Origin of the sequence: Streptomyces sp. NPDC006463 (assembly GCF_042870715.1) — a bacterium.
Lineage (GTDB): Bacteria > Actinomycetota > Actinomycetes > Streptomycetales > Streptomycetaceae > Streptomyces.
In genome coordinates this window covers 1-16340 of the sequence record NZ_JBIAHP010000051.1, presented here as the reverse complement: position 1 = coordinate 16340, position 16340 = coordinate 1, and the positions used below count along the sequence as shown (strand labels likewise).

Genomic DNA, 16340 nt, shown 5'->3' with positions numbered 1-16340 from the left:
CGCGCCCAGGCGCATAGGGATGACAACGGAAGCACCCAGCTTCGATAGCCGGGCATCCTGGGATGAGACAGGCACGAGCAACTCCTCGCCTCATCCGTCACCCCTCAGGTCCCATCGGTCGCGGCCACACCTGCCGACTCTCCCGCACCACGATCCGACCAACCATGAATCAGTCGATAACGGGCCGAGGTAGACGAAAACGACCTCTTGAGAATGTGTTCCAGAACCTCTAGCCGATCCCACTCTTCATCCGAAAGATCTCCCCGCCCCATGTCCCACAGAACGAGTTCCCAGCAGGAGCGTCACACGCCCCATCGGACAGCCCCTAGCCGGCGAGCCCCCTCGCGCGTGTCCGGCGCCCGAGATGCGAGGGCGCCGGACGCGGCGCACGATGAACAGGGCACGTGTCCTTCTCCGACCGTGCACAGCTGGGGGGATCACCCGTTCACGTGCGAAGAAGCGGGGAGACCCATGAAGAAAACCCTGATGGCCGCACTTGCCACTTCCGTGATGGCCGTCATGCCAGCCGTTCCGGCGACGCCCGCCGCCGCTGCTTCGGCGTTCTGCAACCAGACGACCCCGAGCACCTCGCTCCTCGGCTACAACAAGGACACCGGAGCCGTGGGCACCGGCACCCTGTCGGCCGGGCACTGGCGCTACGGCTCGAACATCGAGGTTCCCGACGGGTACACGCACGGCATCGCGAGCCGCGACTCGATGCTGTTCTACAACGCCGACACCGGAGCTGGGGAGAGCGGCACCTTCAAGGGAGGGAAGTACACCCGCGTCCAGACCTACGACAACTTCTCGACGGGCTGGACCAACGTCGTGGCGTCGGGCGACTCGGCCCTCTTCTACAACGCCGACAACGGCCAAGGGGGCACGGGCACACTGAAGAACGGCCGGTACCAGCACGTCCGCTCGTACGACAACTTCAGCACGGGCTGGGAGTCCATCGCCGCCTCGTGTGACACGGCGGTCTTCACGAAGCCCGGCGAAGTCGGGTACGGGACCCTCAAGGGCGGCGTCTACACGCATGTGAACGGCAGGGGCACCGAGGACCTGGGTACCCTGGTCGCGACCAAGGACACGGTCCTGGCCCTGGCGGACAACGGTTCGGGGCTCCGGTACCGCATCGCCACGGCGACCGACGGCAGGCTCGGCGGGTTCCGCGACATCGGCACGTCGGGCATGTGGGAGGAGGAGGGCCGGACCTCGGACAGCCTGATCTTCTACAAGACGGACGGCACCGCGTGGACCTCCAAGCTCAGCAGGAACACCTACGCCAACGTCGGACCACTCGCCGGGGTCTCCTCGGGCTGGACGTTCTTCGCGGGCGGTGTGTGAGCCCGCGAGCAGAGCACCCGCAGGCGGCGTTCACTCGGTCTCCGAGGTGAACGCCGCCCTCAGTTCCTCCCACAGCGACCGCTGGAAAGCCGTCACCAGGGCCTGCACCACCATCGGCTGTATGTGCGCCGACAGGGTCTTCATCGACCCCGACCGTGGTTACGCGGCAGATGCCGCTCCAGCCGCATCCGCTCGTCATCTGAAAGATCCCCTCGCTCCACACCGACCGCAACGATCCAGCGCGAGGCGAGTCACAGGACCCATCGGACACGGCCTAGGGCAGTTGGCAGGACGAGTGTGGCTGGAAGTTTCGCTTGGACTACGTACGGCGTTCAGGACGCTACTTTCAGCGATGGGTCTCCGGTGTCCCGGGGCCTCTTGGCCAAGGCAGGGAGATGTGATGTCTGCGAGTGCGGCACCAGCGGCGGGGGAGTTTTAGTGGAAGGCTGTCGGCCCCTACCAGTCGGCTGCGACAGTCGAGTGCATTTCAGGGCCCGGGGATACTTCCACGGTGCTGGTTTCCTCTCCTTCCACGGGGGGCGGCTTCTGGAGTCAGGACGGCGGGAACACCTGGCAGGCCATCAAGCCGCCCACCCGCTACCCGGTGGCGAGCTGCCTCGTCGCCAGCCATTCGAATCGGGCGCGGTGGCGGCTGTCCACCACCGCCCTGCCCGGAGCACACGAGAGCAGCATTTTCCGCACCGACGACAAGGGCGCGTCCTGGCAGCGGCTGGCAACCGGGGTGTCGGCGGGTGAGTCCGTCCGGTCGTTGTCCGCACATCACAACGGGGAGTTCCTCGTCGCGGTCCTGAGCGCTGGGGCTCCGCTGGTGAGCCGGGATGGTGGCAACAGCTGGAGCTCCGAGGACCTCGCCGCGGGCCGTGAGTAGCTGTATCTCAACCGATCATGGAACGTGGAGGTCGAACAGGGTTCCTGGGGTGGTCTTCCGGCTGTTGGTGCATCAGGGCAGGGACTCTCGGTAGCTCGGGGCCCCTCACGAACAAGCGGAAGCAGCCAGCCTGGATACCTTCATACTCTGGGCATGAGTAGATACGCCGAGGTCATCGTGTTGGCGCGGAGAGCGGAGGAGGTGATGGAGCCGCTGACGCGTCCCGACGAGGACCGCGAGTGGTACCAGTGCTTCACCCGGGTCGACGACTACGTGTTCGCCGGATTGGGCGGGCGGTCCGAGGAGTGCTACGCCTGGGTGATCCAGTTCATCCGCCACAACTGGACCGGGCTGCTGGCCCACCTGGAATCGCTGCCCTGGCCCTACCCGTGGTCGGTACAGGTCATGATCCGCGACGAGGACGACGACTGCTTCGGGCTGTGGATGCTCTACGACGGCAAGCTGGTCGAGGTGCCGCTGCCCCATACTCGGCGGGATCCCTTCCCGGCCAGTCTCAGTGGCGTGCTCAGCCGCACGGACGGGCCCCGAGACTGAGAAGCCGCATCTCGACCGATCTTGGAACGTGCGGGTCGAACAGGTTTCCCGCGTGAGTGATCTCCGGACGGCCGGTGCATGAAGGCAGGGCCTCCTGGTAGCTCGGGGATGCGAATCCTTAACCGAGTACCCGGAGGCCCTGTTGCCGCAGTTGTACGCGCCTGCGCCCGCCCATTTCAACTCGTCCGACGTGTCGTGCGATTGCCTCGCGCACGTGTACGGCAACGCGGCCGATCATCCCGCCCGGAAGCCGCACTACCCCTCGGACATGTCGGACGAGGAGTGGGCGGCGGTCCGTCCTCTCCTACCGGTCCCGGCCTGGCTGGGGGGCCGGGGCGGGCAGCCCGAGGGCTACTGCCACCGTCAGACGCTGGACGCGATCCGCTACCTCGTCACGGGCGGGATCTCCTGGCGGTCGATGCCGGTGGACTTCCCCGCCTGGGCCCGGGTCTATGCCTTCTTCCGCCGCTGGCGCGAGAACGAGCTGATCGCCGAGTTCCACGACCGGCTGCGGGAGAACGTTCGAAAGCGGGAAGGTCGCGAGGCGGAACCCAGCGCGGGGATCATCGACGCGCAGTCGGTGAAGGCGGCCGCCTCGGTGCCCGCCGCCTCACGCGGCTGCGACGGAGGCAAGCAGGTCAACGGGCGGAAGCGCCACGTGATCAGATTGTCTCGATCTGATCCTGGTCGTCGCGGTGACGGCCGCGAACATGGGCGACCGCGAGGCAGCCCTCCCCTGCTGGCCCGGCTGCGGAGCCTGCACCGGGACATCACCCTGGTCTGGGCCGACGGCGGCTACACCGGCGGCCTGATCGACTGGTGCCGGGAGAAGCTCGCGCTCACCCTCGAGATCGTCAAACGTACCGACGACATGGAGGGGTTCGTGGTGCTACCGCGACGGTGGGTGGTAGAGAGGACGCTGAGCTGGTTGATACATTCGAGGCGTCTGGCCAGGGACTACGAGACCTGCCCGCGACCAGCGAGGCGATGATCCTGTTCTCGATGATCACGCGGATGGGGCGCCGACTGGCCCGGCCACGAGCCGCCGTCCGGCACTGAACATCCCCGATGCCTCCAGGAGCAACCAGCCACGCTCGCCCAGGCGTTTCGCCTTTGAGCGCACTCCTTCAACCTTCGCCGGCACTGTCGTATCGATCCCCAGCGCCTCCGCGATGTCCCTGGCACGCACCGGCTCCGGGCTCGGCCGGTCCTGGAGCACATTCAAGATCCGCTGATTGTCCGGCGAGAGGACCGACACCGACAGCCCCTCCCGCCACGCAGGCACCACAGCCCCCGGCACCGACGCGGCCACGGGCTCAGGGCCGGGCTCGGGCGGCGCGACCTTCTCCTCTCCGTCCTCCGTGACGACGGCGGTCTCGGCTGCGGACACGGCCAGGGCATCAACGAGTTCCTCACGCGCGATCACCCGCCGCTCCAACTCGACCTCAGCGGCCTCCAGCGCTGCAGCCGCCAACGCCGCGGCCTCCCGAAGCTCTTCGGCCCGCACACGAGCAGCCGCCTCGCGCTCCTCCAGCAAACCCAGAATCGACGCCACCGCGCGCACCACGACGATCAGACGGAAACAGGACGCAGGATCTCTCCCTCGTCCCACCGAAACCATTCCTGACCAGCGAAGACTCAAAGATCACGTTCGGTTGGGATACGGCTCCTAAAGCCGAGCGATCGGCTTGAACTGGCCCCTGACCGTGCGCACTGAAGATTGGCGAGACGCGCTCTGGAGTACCACCCGATGCCGCCGTCCCCGACCCGAAGCAGGCCGCAGACGAGCCGCGCAGCGCACGGCGCAGCCTGCTGCACGGGCTTGGTGTGGCGCGCTGCTCGATCCGGGCGAGGTCAGGCCATGACCAGGCCGCCGCCTACCCCAGGATCCTGCCCACATTGATGTCCATGCCCCGGAGCTGCACAAACTGTGAGCCACCCGGCAAGCCCAGTGAGATCGGACCGACACTCAGACCTGTGTCGGCACTGGCCGGCACAGCGAGAACGCCAAAAAGCGCGAGAGTTGCGAGAACGACAGCAGCGAGACGACGCATGACGGCCTTTCCGGTAGTGCAGTCAACTCCCCCGCAGGCCTTCCCGGCTTCCCCCCGCAACACTCGTCTTGTCACCCATCTGCACCCACGCCACCGCAACGGGGAGCGGCGGCCCGCACGGGCGGCGTACACCGCCCGCCAGCCGACCAGGGGGCGGACGACGGGGAGCAGGGCGACGTCCTCGACGGAGTACAGCGGCACCGTGGTGACGCCGCCGTGGTGCTTGTAGTCGATCTCCACCGAGCCGACCGGCGCGACCCGACCGAGGCGCACCACGCGAGGGCAAAAATCACCCCTGCTGGGGGGCTACGCCCCCGGGTTCCCGGGCCGCACAAGCGGCCCGGGAATACTCAGGCGCGGCTAGCGGCGCGGCCGCCCGCCCCCGGCCGTGCCGTAAACCTCACGGTGGCGGAATCCTGGTTCCGGATCGCCGCCGTCGGCTTCGCGCTCATGGCCGCCGTATACACCGTGAAGGGTGTCCGCCGGCTCCGCGCCCGCCGCCACCCCACGCCCTGACCCGCAAGACAGGTCGTAGGGGCCGGGAACGCGGCAGGTGGCCAGGGCCGCGACCTGGTCGGGCTGGACGTCGGGGAAGCCGACTTCGCCACCGGGGCAGTGGACCGGGTGGCCGACCGCCGCCGTCACCCGCGGCCGACACTGCGGCAACCTGCACCACAGCGTCTGTGTCAGCCGGTCTGCGGCCACCCACACCGGTCGGCCCCCCCACCTCAGCCCGTACGGCCTCGAGGCCAACGGCCTCCACCACCGGTAGCCCGCAGGAACGGCTCGCCACTGCGCCGCGCCACTCGTTCGCGGCGGAACCACCCATTCCTACTAAGCGAACTCGTGGGCGAAATGTGAGGGTTCGGCCTCGACGGTCCGGCGCCGCATCAGCAGGGACTCCACCACCAGGAGACAGCGGGCCAGGGCAGCACGGTGTGGCAGTCGTGGTCGGGATGGCCGGACACAGGGGACAGGGTGATCGGGGGGATGCGGTCGGGCCGCTCGCGGTAGCGCCGAGTGACCTCGTACCAGTCCAGGTGGCCGCGGGTGATCTGCGCGACCTGGCCGGCATAGCGCCCCAGCGGTTCCTTGGCGTTCGCGTTGAGGTCGGCCACGAGGTGTTCGAGCCTGCAGGTGAGCAGGTTGCGCAGGGCGACGGCTTCGTGGACGGCCTGGGGGCGGGGGATGTCCGCCTCGGCGGCGAGGATGTCGAGCAGGTGCGGGCTGTGGGGTTCGGGGGTTGGTGAGGACAGGTCGTTGTCGATGCCGGTGATCAGGCCCATGGCGTGGCGGACCGCGATGACACGGGGATCGTTCCACTGCTCGCTGCTGAGGGTGTAGTTGCCGGTGGCCAGCGGCATGGGGGTGTAGACGGGGCTGGCGTCGTCGAGGTGGCGCCAGGACAGGTAGGCATTCACGGTGGTGACGGGACGGCCCGGGATGATGGAGGTGATCCACGATCGCCATCCGGTGGCGAGGAAGGACCAGGTCGACTCGGGCATGCTGGCGCGCCAGCGTTCGGCCAGGTCTCGTTGGGCGGCGATGTAGCGGCACGGTTCGGGCACCGGGGCTCCGAGGGTATCGAAAACACGGTCGGAGGCAGCCAGGCAGGCGCGTACGTGGGCGGCGCTGGTGTTGCGGGCGGTGATGTGGTCGTCGTAGAAGAAGGCCCATACCGAGTACTGGGTGATCAGCCGCAGAGCGGTGGCGTCCACGGCGTCGGGGAAGGCCCGGCACATGCCGTACCCGCTGGTGGTGTTGGAGTACAGCTCGGGTGGCTCCGGGAGGTCTTGGGAGCCGTACCAGGCGACGGCGGAAGCTTCGATGTGCTTCCAGTCGGTGGCGGCGTAGAGCCCGCCGGGCCACGGGCAGTACACCGGCATTTCGCGGGGGTAAGGGTCGGCAGACGACACGGTTCAGTCCCTCTCAAGCAGATGGACAGGGCGAATCAGTGAGGACCAGCGCTCTCTGCGCCGTCCGCGGGTGTCCGTTCCAGGCCGCGGTGACGGCAGCGGCAGCGTTCAGGATTGGAGGGGGTCGGTCTCGTGGCGGGCCGGGGCGGAGTGCGACGGCTGGCCCCTGGCGTCTTGCGAGGGATAGAACTGTGCCGCCCAGCGCCGGTATGCCCCGATGGGCCCGTCGCCCTTGGCCAGCCTAGGGTTCTCGATGTAGATCTTGTTCTCCCAGATGGTGAAGTCCGCCGCGCCCTCACAGCCCAGCACTGAGGCGGCGACACCGCTCATCAGGCGCGACAGCGGGCCGCGCAGTCGGCCCAGACCGTGTGGGGCGAGCAGACTCATCGTCCAGCGGTACTGGATACGGGTCGGGTCGATGGCGGTGGGGAGCTGGAGACTCCGCCCGCGTATGCGCAGCCGAGGCGCGTCGAACTCCAGTGAGAAGTAGCCGAGCCCGTGGACGTCTGCCCTGATGTCGAATCCGATGGGACCGCCGAGAGGGAGAAATGTCTTCTCCACGGCCAGGTCGTATCGCATCCGGTGGCCGTCGAAGCCGACCGGGCTTACTTCGCTGGCGTGTGAGAAGCCATGGAGATAGGTCAGGTGGCCGATATCCATGAGGTTCTCGACGATCTCCTGGGGGTGATCGGTGAGGGTCACGGTGCGTTCCACCGGCGCGGGGAGGTCGTCGGGGAGCGAGGGGATCTCCCACTGCGGGGTCTGGCCATCGGGATGGTGCCACACGAGGATGACGCCGTTGACCTCACTGACGTGCCGTACCGTCAGCCGCGCCTTGGGAGGTGGCGTGCCGTATCCGGTACGGACACACCGGCCGTCTGTGTCGTAGGCGAAGCCGTGGAACGGGCACACGATGGTCTCGCCGTCCACGCGGCCGCCGTAGCCGAGGTGCGCGCCCAGGTGCGGGCAGTAGGGGTCCACGGCTCGCGCCACGCCGCTCTGGGTGCGGTAGAGGACCACGTCGTCGCCCATGAACCGGACACGGTGAACGTGTCCGCGTCGCACCTCGCGGCTGAAGGCCAGGCGAACCATCCGTGCGGATAAGGGCGCCTCGGCTGCAACGCACCGCGCGGCGGGTTCGGCACCTGCTTCATGTTCGGCTCCTTTGGTCGCAGAACAGGTGGTGCTCAGGCCCATGCCTGCCAAGGCGGATACCGGTTCGAGAGTGCCAAGGGCGCGGCAGAGTCCGGCAGTACGGGGCCGTCACGGGTCACGATCGGTGATCAGGCGAGCCAGGGTCCTCAGGCCGGCGGCGGCGCTGGGTGCCGGCTTCGCGGCCTGCAGATGGCGCAGAGCCGTCTCGATGTGACGATGTGCCTGTGACCGCGCCCAGTCGCGGCTGCCGGCTTCCTCCATGAGGACCGCGGCCCGCTGCAACTGGAACTGAGACAGAGGCCCGGACATGGCATAGAGGCCGGTCAGAGCCTGACCGGAAGCGCTGTCGGAAGCGAGACAGTGAGCGACCGGCACCGGTCTTGGCCTGAGCCATCGCCTGAGCCTCGCCTACCGGCACCACCGGGCGGTCCTGGAAGGCGACGTCCGCGTACTCACCATCGATCAGATCCTGCACCGCCCTGTTCAACCGAGGGAGCCCTTCGGCGGCCAAAGCACCGCCCGCCTCAAGAAGAACCTGGTTGGCCAGGAAGAACAGCGCATCCCCTGCCAGGATCGCCGCCGGCACGCCGAACACCGTCCACAAGGCCGGTATGCCCCGGCGTAACCGGTCCCCGTCTATCACGTCGTCATGCAGCAGGGAGGCGTTGTGCACCAGCTCAACCGCCACCGCCGCGGGTACCGCCTGCTCCGCTTCACCATCCACGGCCTGGCAGGACAGCAGAGTCAAAGCGACACGGATCCCCTTACTCTCCATCGGAGTCAGCGCGTCACCGCGTCGGTCCCACCACCCGAAGTGGCATCCCACGAGATGCCGCATAGCGCCCGGCAACGACTCCACGGACGTCCGCAAGGACCGAGCGACCAGCAGGCGGGCCGCCGGGCCAATCACCTCAGAGCCAGGCCGAGACACAGCTGGTGGGACAACAGGCTCATCCATAGATCCGGCTCCCCCTCAGTTCCCGGTTCACTGCTGCCCGCACCGCACCCCGACCCCCTTTCCCATACTCCGGCCCGGTGCTCACCTCCAACACACCCTCCACAGCCGCCAAGAGCAACCAGGACGAGCCAGCGCACGGACACCGGCAGATGCGTCACAGGAGACAGACAGACCATCCGCGCACCGGAGCACGTCGGCGCGAAGACAAGACCCATGCCCGCCCCCCTGGCTTCCGGACAGCTCCCCACCACCCAAAGGGACGGCCCCTGGACCTGCTGTGCCCCCTTCAGCCCGCCGCAGCCCGGCAGAGGCGGCGTGGGCACCGAGGCCGACCGCGGGCGGCGGCCACTTGCGGCCGGCGCATCGGGACCGGATCCGCGTGTATCGCGAGCAGCAGGACCCCGAACCGCTGATTCTCTGATGAAGACAACCGCGAGGGCTGTGCGTGAAGGGTTCGCAGCCGAGGTGAGCGGCCCCTCGGCCAGGACGGGGCAGCCGAACGCCGGATCCGCTCAGGGCATCTCGTCGGGGTTGCAGCCGGCCCGGCGCAGGGCCCGCATCAGGGCCTTCATAGTGAGGCCCTTCGCGTTCGGCCGCCGAATGGCATCCGCTGCCGCCGCCGGTCCCACCGTCCCGGGCCGACCGCCTCGTGCCCACTCACTCCGACGCTCGTTGAGCGTTCTGACCGGGCGACACCAACCGGTCAAGGCACTCCCCCGCGGACGAAGGGCAGTGACGTGATGACCGGCTGGCTTCAGATCCACCGGCGGCCCTCGCCGCTGCCAGAGGCGGCCACGGGTGCGTCCGCAGGACGGCGGGGTCATCGCGGTGACGATCCGGGCCGCGTCCTGTCTGGGCAGGCGGGGCGGGAAACCGGTGATCCCGCCGCGCGGCTGGGGTCCGCCGTCGTGGGCAGGCGATCGGTCCGTCAAGGAGCGCTTCTCGGCCATCCGCGCTCACGGCAGGGGCGATGCCGGCTGGGCCAAGCTCCCGGGTGTGCCGTTTCGTGCCGGTGGAAATCAATCGGTTCGTGAGTGATGTTCATCTGCGGACGCCCGTCGCGGCCGATGGCCGGCTGGGTGCGGCCGTGGAGCACCCCGGGCTCAGCGATCCCCGCTACCTGCGGCGGCGCGGGGCCATCGCCGCTCGGGCCCGCAGTCACCGGGTCGGTGATCCGTCACCGCCGGTGAACTACATGGAGGCCGAGGAGCGGACCTGGCGCATCGTCCATCAGGCGCTGTGGACGGCCCAGCGCGAGCACGCGTGCCGTGCCGTCCTCGACGCCAGGAGCCAGGCCCCTATCCCCGCGGACCACATCCCGCAGCATGGCGAAGTCGGTTCACATCTGCGGCGGTTGACGGGCTTCGACTTCACCCTCGCGGGAGGCGTGGTCGAGAACAAGCGCTTCCTGGGGTCGATGGCAGACGGCTACTTCCACGCCGTGCAGTTCGTCCGCCACCCTGCCGTGCCGCTGTTCACGCCCGAGCCCGACGTCATCCATGACGTCTTCGGTCACGGGATCCACCTGGCCTCGCCTGCTTTCGCCGACATCTACCGCCTCATCGGGCAGGCGGCGATGCGGGTCGAGGACGAAGACGTCCTCCAGATGATCAGCGACGTGTACTGGTTCACCCTGGAATACGGGATCCTCGACGAAGGCGGACAACCCAAGGCGTACGGCGCGGCCCTGCTCTCGTCCTACGGGGAGATCCGCCGGCTGCGGCACTCCCGGATCCGTCCGCTGAACATCCCCGCCATACTCGCCACCGAGTACGACATCTGCGGCTACCAACCAGTGCTCTTCAGCGCCCGCTGCCTGGACGAGGTCACCGACACCCTAGGCCGCTTCCTCGAACAGCTCGACGACGACAGCGCACCGCGCTTCGGACGCACCCCGGCCACCCGAGCACAGCACGGCGGCTGATGCCAGGGTACCGACCGGCGCACAAGCCCCCGACGCCAGGCCACTGGGAGACGACAAAGCCAACTGGCGGGCTGGCAGCATGCCACGCCCGCGGGCATGAGCGCACCGTAGGACCGCGTGTGCGGTGCCGGACCTGCCGACACACCAGCTCGCGGGCAGGGCCTGGCACTCGACGGGCGGGCGTCAGGTCAGGTGTGGAGGCGGCTGTTGGCGCCGTCGTGGTCAGTGCTCTCGTCGTTGAACCAGTAGTCGCCCGCCGCCAGGTAGCGGAAGGACTGGGTCGTCGCGGCGGGCAGTGCGACCGTGACTGCCCGCTTGCCGTCCTTGCGCGGCTGGAGTGTGTGGACGCCGGGCTGCCAGTCGTTGAAGTCCCCCACCACGCTCACCGGCCCCGGCGGATCCTCCCGCGGCAGAACGAAGGTGACCTCGGTACCGTCCTTGCGCGGCCTGCGCTCCAGCATGAGTGGCTCCATTCGACGAGGGGCACAACAGGAACCCCATCCTCAGGTGGTCCGATGCCAGCCGCGCCCTGCTGCAGCCGCAGGCGTGAGCGTGTCACCCGCCCGGCACACGCCTCCCCGTGCCCGGCGCGCAGCGCGGGCCCCGGCATGTCAGGGTGGCAGGGCCACGAGAGGGTCCACACGTGCGGGACCCGGCCGGTCGAAGCCACCCCGGCCGGGTCCCGCCACGGATCAGACCGCGGGCTCGTAGACGACGGTGGTCGTGGGGCAGTCCTCCGCAAGGCCGAGGAGGGTCTGGCGCTCGGCCTCGTCCACGGCCAGGTCCCAGCGCAGCTTCGTACCGACCCAGGTCGCGGCGTAGGTGCAGTGGTAGGAGGCGTCCGTCGGCAGCCACTGGGCCGGGTCCTTGTCCGCTTTGGACCGGTTGGAGGCGGCGGAGACCGCGATCAGGGTGTCGGGACTGTTCTGGTCGTTTGCGTACGCCTCACGCCGCGCCGCACTCCACTCCGTCCGCTCGGAGTCGAAGACTTCGGCAAGCGGTACGAAGTGTTATTTGTACCTTGACGAAGCTGCCGCTGGCATCGCCGACAGGCGAGGGTTGGGCCGTTTCCTTGCTGTGAGCGGTGCGTTATCCCGTGCAGCGGCTCACGCCGCCGACAGCGACGGCCGTGGCTGCTTGGTCTGGTCGACGCGCTCAACAGCCGCACGGCCCTCACTGGGCCGAACAAGGGCAGCAGGCTCGCGAGGAACAGCCGTCGTGGCCCGCTGGTGACCATGGAGCAGTTTTACCGCTGGATGCACGACAACCGGGCTGAGGCGGTCAGGGTGTTCGGTGAGCCGCGCTGGTCCCAGCTGGGTCTGCACCACACGGTGCTGTTCCCGCTGGACGACAAGCCAAGGCTGACCAACCAACTCTCGGACGCCATCAGCGAGGCAGCGTGACGAGCCCCATCTCATAGGCGGTGATCACGAGCTGGACCCGGTCCCGGGCGCCCAGTTTGGTGAGCAGCCGTGACACGTGCGACTTGGCGGTGGCCACCGTGATGTAGAGGTCCTGCGCGATTTCGGTGTTAGACCGGCCGCGTCCGACCAGGGTCAGTACTTCCCGTTCCCGCTCGGTGATGCCCTCGACCGGCCGGGGGGAGGGCTCCGGCGCAGCTACGGGGCGCCCGACGAAGTCAGCGATCAGACGACGCGTCACACCCGGTGCGATCAGTGCGTCGCCGGCGGCGACCACGCGGATCGCCGCGAGGATGTCGTCCAGAGCCATGTCCTTGACCACGAAGCCGCTCGCGCCGGCCCGGAGCGCGCCGTAGACGTGGTCGTCCTCGTCGAAGGTGGTCAGGACGAGGACGCGCGTCGTTGCCGGACCGACTGTGATCAGGCGGGTGGCCTCGATCCCGTCCATGCCGGGCATCCTGATATCCATCACCACGACGTCGGGGCCGAGGTCGCTGACGAGCCGGACCGCTTCGGAGCCGGTGGCGGCCTCACCGACGACTTCCAGGTCGGGGTGGTCTGCCATGAGCACGCGCAACCCGGACCGCACCAGCGGCTGGTCGTCGGCGAGCACGATCCGGACGGTCATCGGGCCTCCACCCCAACTCCGACAGGCGCGGGCAGCGGCAGCCGGGCTGCTATCCGGAAGCCGCCCTCGGGACGCGGTCCGGCGCTGAGGTGGCCGCCCAGCAGGCCGACCCGCTCCCGCATGCCGATGATGCCGAAGCCGTGGGTCGATCTGTACTCTCCGGTGGCGCCGCGCCCGTCGTCGACGACCTCCAAGGACAGCTCCTCGTCCCCGAAGTCGATGGCCACGCGACAATGCCCGGTGCCCGCGTGGCGGACCACGTTGGTCAGGGCCTCCTGCACGATGCGGTAGGCGGACAGGTCGATGTCGGCTGGCAAAGGGCGCTGTTCCCCGCTGAGGCGCACGTCGACGCGTACCCCCGCGTCCGCGGTCGCCGCTGTCAGCCGTTCGACGTCCGCCAGACCTGGTGAGGGTGCGAGCGGTGACTGCGCGGAGACGGTCGCGCCCAGGTCTGCCTGACGGAGCGACACCAACGTGCGCCGAAGGCCCGAGAGGGTCTCTCTGCTGGTGGCCTCGATGGCGCGCAGGGCCTCGTACGCCTCCGCTGGCTGGGTCTGGATGACCCGGCTGCCCACACCGGCCTGGATGGCGATGATGCCGATGCTGTGCGCGACCATGTCGTGCAGCTCCCGTGCGATTCGCAGCCGTTCGGCGGTCACGGCTTCGCCCACCTCCTGCGCACGTAGCGCCACCGCGTGCTCGCGGCGCTCGCGACTCAGGAGACCGGCCATGCAGGATGCGGCCATCGCCAGGAGTCCGATCACCCCGTTGACGGTCAAGTTGTCGCCGTGTGCGAAGCCGCCGATCACCAGGAGTTGCACGGCGAAGGATACGGCTACGGCGACGATCGAAGCCCGGCGTGGGCAGGTGGCGACGATGAAGCCCAGGACGAGGTCCACCGCCAGATACGACAAGAACTGGCCCTGATACGACGCCGCCAGACCCTCATGGACGGAGCCCGGAGTGCCCACGACCACAGCAGTTGATCCGAAGAGTGCCAATCCCAGAGCCAGCAGCGGCGTCCGTCGCATCACCCCGGCGAGCAGGCTCACGGCCAGCAGCGACCCGACAGCGTGGACCGTGCCCGAGGCCCGTGTCGCGCCCCCCACCAGCAGACCCACCATGAGGAGGTAGGAGGCACCCCCCGCCCAGGCCACGACCTTCGTTCTCGTCATCAGCGATGTGCCCTTTTCGGGACAAGGCCGTGGTGCGCAACGCGCGCAGGCAACGGGGTGATCGTTATGAGGTCCACGCCGCGAGACTAACCGCCCGCCGCCCGCGCGGCATCGGCCCGGGGACGTACGCCCACGGGCTAACCCGGTCGCGCGATTGCCGCCCACGGCCCCATGTCCGGACTGGGGTCCTCTCGGCAGTGTGGGTGCCGTGATCGAAGTCAACGAACTCACCAAGCGTTACGGCAGCAAGACGGCCGTCGACCATCTGTCCTTCACCGTGCGGCCGGGCCAGGTCACCGGGTTCCTCGGCCCCAACGGAGCCGGCAAGTCCACCACCCTGCGGATGATCCTCGGCCTGGACGCTCCCACCACCGGCGCCGCAACCGTCAGCGGTGTCCCCTTCCACCACCACCGGCGCGGGCTGCGGCACGTCGGCGCCCTCCTCGACGCCGGACAGGTCCACGGAGGGCGCAGCGCTGCCGCCCACCTGTCCGCTCTGGCCCGCAGCAACGGCATCCCGCTGCGCCGGGTGGGCGAGGTTCTTCAGGAGGTGGGGCTGGCCGAGGTGGCGAACCGCCGCATCGGGGGATTCTCCCTCGGCATGAAGCAGCGGCTGGGCATCGCCACCGCCCTGCTCGGCGACCCGCCCGTGCTGATGTTCGACGAGCCGATCAACGGCATGGACCCGGAGGGCGTGCTCTGGGTGCGCCGGCTCTTCCGGCGCCTGGCCGCCGAGGGGCGCACGGTCTTCCTCTCCAGTCACCTGATGTCGGAGATGGAGAACACCGCCGACCAGCTGGTCGTCATCGGCCGGGGCCGCCTCATCGCCGCCGAGTCGGTACGGGACTTCGCGGCCCGCGGCACCCGTCGCAGCGTCGTGGTGGGAACACCGCAGGCCGCCGAGCTGGCAGCCGTGCTGATCGCGGCGGGCGCCTCGGTCGAGCCGGAGGGCTCGGCGGGCGCCGAGAAGCTCGCCGTGACCGGGCTCCCGGCGGACCGGATCGGAGCGCTCGCCTTCGAAAACCGTATCCGGCTGGACGAGCTGACCACCCACACCGCCTCACTGGAGGCGGCCTTCATGGAACTCACCGCCGACAGCGTCGAATACCAGGCAGGACAGCCCCGATGACCACACTCGCCTCCGTCCCCCCGATCACCGCCGTCACCGGGCCACCCGCCCGCTTCCGCGACCTGCTCGCCTCCGAGTGGATCAAGATGCGGTCCTTGCGCTCCACCCCGTGGACCACCGCACTCACCGTCCTGTTCGTCATCGGGTCCTCCGCCGTAGCCACGCTCGCGGACAACGCCGCCCGCTCCGGCCCCGCTGATTTCCTGCCCTACGACGCCTATCCGCCGACCGGCTACTGGACGCTGATACTCGTCGTCAGCAGCATCGGTGCCCTCACCGTGGTGAGCGAGTACAGCAGCGGTCTGATCCGCACCACCACCGTGGCCGTCCCCGCCCGCGGCTCGGTGGTGCTGGCCAAGGCGGCCGTCACCGCCGCGCTGTGGACCGCGGTCGGCACGGTCATCTCCGCCGGTTCCTTCCTGGTCTCCCAGGCCATCCTCAGCGGGCGCCACGCCGGGGTCCCGCTCACCCACCCCGGGGTGCTCCGGGCGCTGGTGGCATCCGCGTTGCTGGCCCCGGTCTGCGCACTGATCGGACTGGGCCTCGGCGTCCTGATTCGGCACAGCGCCGCGACCATGGTCACCAGCGTCTTCTCCCTGCTCATGCTGCCCCCGATGTTCTCGGAGAGTGATCGCTGGTCGGCGGACATCAACCACACGATGGTGTCGGCCGCATGGAAGCGCCTGATTCAGAACTGGGAGCCGGATCCCGGATCCCTGGGCTACACCGCCACGGTCTCCGGCTCGTGGATCGTGTACGCGCTCTGGCCGGTGATCGCGATCGCACTCGCCGTGCTCGCCGTGAGGCGCCGCGACGTGTGAGCGTGCCTTCAGGGCGCGCACATCGCGCCCGGGAGGCACGCTCCGGGGGCGAGGCCCGGTAGCTCGTCGCAGCGCTGATGACGGTCTCTCATAAATGAACATCTGTGAGAGTTCTGCGAGAGGCCCGGAAGTGATCACGTTTCCGCAGGTCGCCATTCTCAGAGGTCGTTTTCGTCTACCTCGGCCCGTTATCGGCTGATTCATGGTTGGTCGGATCGTGGTGCGGGAGAGTCGGCAGGTATGGCCGCGACCGATGGGACCTGAGGGGTGAAGGATGAGGCGAGGAGTTGCTCATGCCTGTCTCATCCCAGGATGCCCGGCTATCGAAGCTGGGTGCTTCCGTTGTCATCCCTATGCGCCTGGGCGCA

General features: G+C 68.8%; 15 protein-coding genes and 2 pseudogenes. 8 read left to right on the top strand and 9 right to left on the bottom strand.

Annotation, left to right across the window (positions count from 1 at the left end; genetic code table 11):
* The first annotated feature begins 471 nt into the window (after nucleotides 1-471).
* The gene (locus tag ACFYOB_RS40610) at nucleotides 472-1347 is read left to right on the top strand and encodes a hypothetical protein (RefSeq protein ID WP_388569847.1); all 876 of its coding nucleotides are present in this window, start codon (nucleotides 472-474) and stop codon (nucleotides 1345-1347) included.
* A 30-nt stretch (nucleotides 1348-1377) separates the two neighbouring features.
* On the opposite strand, the pseudogene ACFYOB_RS40605 reads toward ACFYOB_RS40610, so the two are convergent.
* A pseudogene (locus ACFYOB_RS40605) lies at nucleotides 1378-1494 on the bottom strand (transcriptional regulator); the annotation flags it as partial.
* Between the two features lie 364 nt (nucleotides 1495-1858).
* On the opposite strand from ACFYOB_RS40605, the gene ACFYOB_RS40600 reads away from it, so the two are divergent.
* The 3 genes from ACFYOB_RS40600 (at nucleotide 1859) to ACFYOB_RS40590 (ending at nucleotide 3782) form a co-directional block, all read left to right on the top strand.
* A complete protein-coding gene (locus ACFYOB_RS40600; RefSeq protein ID WP_388569844.1) occupies nucleotides 1859-2236 on the top strand; it encodes a WD40/YVTN/BNR-like repeat-containing protein in 378 nt (125 codons plus the stop codon).
* A gap of 153 nt (nucleotides 2237-2389) precedes the next feature.
* Nucleotides 2390-2791, top strand: coding sequence for a hypothetical protein (locus ACFYOB_RS40595; protein ID WP_388569842.1), 402 nt, complete (start codon nucleotides 2390-2392; stop codon nucleotides 2789-2791).
* Between the two features lie 268 nt (nucleotides 2792-3059).
* Entirely contained in the window at nucleotides 3060-3782 is a 723-nt protein-coding gene (locus tag ACFYOB_RS40590; protein ID WP_388569839.1) for an IS5 family transposase, read from the top strand.
* Nucleotides 3783-3797: 15 nt separating this feature from the next.
* Here the strand turns inward: ACFYOB_RS40590 and ACFYOB_RS40585 are convergent, their stop codons facing one another.
* The 4 genes from ACFYOB_RS40585 to ACFYOB_RS40570 form a co-directional block, all read right to left on the bottom strand.
* Entirely contained in the window at nucleotides 3798-4346 is a 549-nt protein-coding gene (locus ACFYOB_RS40585; RefSeq protein WP_388569837.1) for a hypothetical protein, read from the bottom strand.
* Between the two features lie 1389 nt (nucleotides 4347-5735).
* On the bottom strand, nucleotides 5736-6731 hold the full coding sequence (locus ACFYOB_RS40580) for a hypothetical protein (protein ID WP_388569834.1): 996 nt from the start codon (nucleotides 6729-6731) through the stop codon (nucleotides 5736-5738).
* Nucleotides 6732-6869: 138 nt separating this feature from the next.
* Nucleotides 6870-7853 carry a Rieske 2Fe-2S domain-containing protein gene (locus ACFYOB_RS40575; protein ID WP_388569831.1) on the bottom strand — a complete coding sequence of 328 codons (984 nt, stop codon included), beginning with the start codon at nucleotides 7851-7853 and terminating at the stop codon, nucleotides 6870-6872.
* A gap of 178 nt (nucleotides 7854-8031) precedes the next feature.
* Nucleotides 8032-8691, bottom strand: a complete 660-nt coding sequence (locus ACFYOB_RS40570; protein WP_388569828.1) for a polyprenyl synthetase family protein — start codon at nucleotides 8689-8691, stop codon at nucleotides 8032-8034.
* Between the two features lie 1213 nt (nucleotides 8692-9904).
* Between ACFYOB_RS40570 and ACFYOB_RS40565 the strand changes: the two genes are divergently transcribed.
* Nucleotides 9905-10798, top strand: coding sequence for a phenylalanine 4-monooxygenase (locus ACFYOB_RS40565; protein ID WP_388569825.1), 894 nt, complete (start codon nucleotides 9905-9907; stop codon nucleotides 10796-10798).
* Nucleotides 10799-10986: 188 nt separating this feature from the next.
* Here the strand turns inward: ACFYOB_RS40565 and ACFYOB_RS40560 are convergent, their stop codons facing one another.
* Together ACFYOB_RS40560 and ACFYOB_RS40555 are read right to left on the bottom strand one after the other, a co-directional pair.
* Nucleotides 10987-11259 carry an isoamylase early set domain-containing protein gene (locus ACFYOB_RS40560; protein ID WP_388569822.1) on the bottom strand — a complete coding sequence of 91 codons (273 nt, stop codon included), beginning with the start codon at nucleotides 11257-11259 and terminating at the stop codon, nucleotides 10987-10989.
* 231 nt (nucleotides 11260-11490) lie between these two features.
* Nucleotides 11491-11796 (bottom strand): annotated as a pseudogene (locus ACFYOB_RS40555) (HNH endonuclease); the annotation flags it as partial.
* Between the two features lie 237 nt (nucleotides 11797-12033).
* On the opposite strand from ACFYOB_RS40555, the gene ACFYOB_RS40550 reads away from it, so the two are divergent.
* The gene (locus ACFYOB_RS40550; RefSeq protein ID WP_388569819.1) at nucleotides 12034-12201 is read left to right on the top strand and encodes a hypothetical protein; all 168 of its coding nucleotides are present in this window, start codon (nucleotides 12034-12036) and stop codon (nucleotides 12199-12201) included.
* On the opposite strand, the gene ACFYOB_RS40545 is transcribed toward ACFYOB_RS40550, so the two are convergent.
* Together ACFYOB_RS40545 and ACFYOB_RS40540 are read right to left on the bottom strand one after the other, a co-directional pair.
* The gene (locus ACFYOB_RS40545) at nucleotides 12185-12847 is read right to left on the bottom strand and encodes a response regulator (protein ID WP_388569817.1); all 663 of its coding nucleotides are present in this window, start codon (nucleotides 12845-12847) and stop codon (nucleotides 12185-12187) included. The genes ACFYOB_RS40550 and ACFYOB_RS40545 overlap by 17 nt on opposite strands.
* Nucleotides 12844-14022 carry a sensor histidine kinase gene (locus ACFYOB_RS40540; protein WP_388569814.1) on the bottom strand — a complete coding sequence of 393 codons (1179 nt, stop codon included), beginning with the start codon at nucleotides 14020-14022 and terminating at the stop codon, nucleotides 12844-12846. Before ACFYOB_RS40540 ends, ACFYOB_RS40545 begins: the two co-directional genes overlap by 4 nt.
* A 208-nt stretch (nucleotides 14023-14230) precedes the next feature.
* Between ACFYOB_RS40540 and ACFYOB_RS40535 the strand changes: the two genes are divergently transcribed.
* Both ACFYOB_RS40535 and ACFYOB_RS40530 read left to right on the top strand, forming a co-directional pair.
* Entirely contained in the window at nucleotides 14231-15151 is a 921-nt protein-coding gene (locus ACFYOB_RS40535) for an ATP-binding cassette domain-containing protein (RefSeq protein ID WP_388569811.1), read from the top strand.
* Nucleotides 15148-15972 (top strand): ABC transporter permease, encoded by an 825-nt coding sequence (locus ACFYOB_RS40530; protein WP_388569808.1) that lies wholly within the window; start codon nucleotides 15148-15150, stop codon nucleotides 15970-15972. Before ACFYOB_RS40535 ends, ACFYOB_RS40530 begins: the two co-directional genes overlap by 4 nt.
* Nucleotides 15973-16340 lie beyond the last annotated feature (368 nt).

Bases quoted from the DNA above. Each gene is read 5' to 3' on its own strand.
- ACFYOB_RS40610 (WP_388569847.1), top strand. From the start codon at position 472: ATGAAGAAAACCCTGATGGCCGCACTTGCCACTTCCGTGATGGCCGTC.
- ACFYOB_RS40595 (WP_388569842.1), top strand. From the start codon at position 2,390: ATGAGTAGATACGCCGAGGTCATCGTGTTGGCGCGGAGAGCGGAGGAG.
- ACFYOB_RS40590 (WP_388569839.1), top strand. From the start codon at position 3,060: ATGTCGGACGAGGAGTGGGCGGCGGTCCGTCCTCTCCTACCGGTCCCG.
- ACFYOB_RS40580 (WP_388569834.1), bottom strand. From the start codon at position 6,731: ATGCCGGTGTACTGCCCGTGGCCCGGCGGGCTCTACGCCGCCACCGAC.
- ACFYOB_RS40575 (WP_388569831.1), bottom strand. From the start codon at position 7,853: ATGGTTCGCCTGGCCTTCAGCCGCGAGGTGCGACGCGGACACGTTCAC.
- ACFYOB_RS40570 (WP_388569828.1), bottom strand. From the start codon at position 8,691: ATGGAGAGTAAGGGGATCCGTGTCGCTTTGACTCTGCTGTCCTGCCAG.
- ACFYOB_RS40560 (WP_388569822.1), bottom strand. From the start codon at position 11,259: ATGCTGGAGCGCAGGCCGCGCAAGGACGGTACCGAGGTCACCTTCGTT.
- ACFYOB_RS40550 (WP_388569819.1), top strand. From the start codon at position 12,034: ATGGAGCAGTTTTACCGCTGGATGCACGACAACCGGGCTGAGGCGGTC.
- ACFYOB_RS40545 (WP_388569817.1), bottom strand. From the start codon at position 12,847: ATGACCGTCCGGATCGTGCTCGCCGACGACCAGCCGCTGGTGCGGTCC.
- ACFYOB_RS40540 (WP_388569814.1), bottom strand. From the start codon at position 14,022: ATGACGAGAACGAAGGTCGTGGCCTGGGCGGGGGGTGCCTCCTACCTC.
- ACFYOB_RS40530 (WP_388569808.1), top strand. From the start codon at position 15,148: ATGACCACACTCGCCTCCGTCCCCCCGATCACCGCCGTCACCGGGCCA.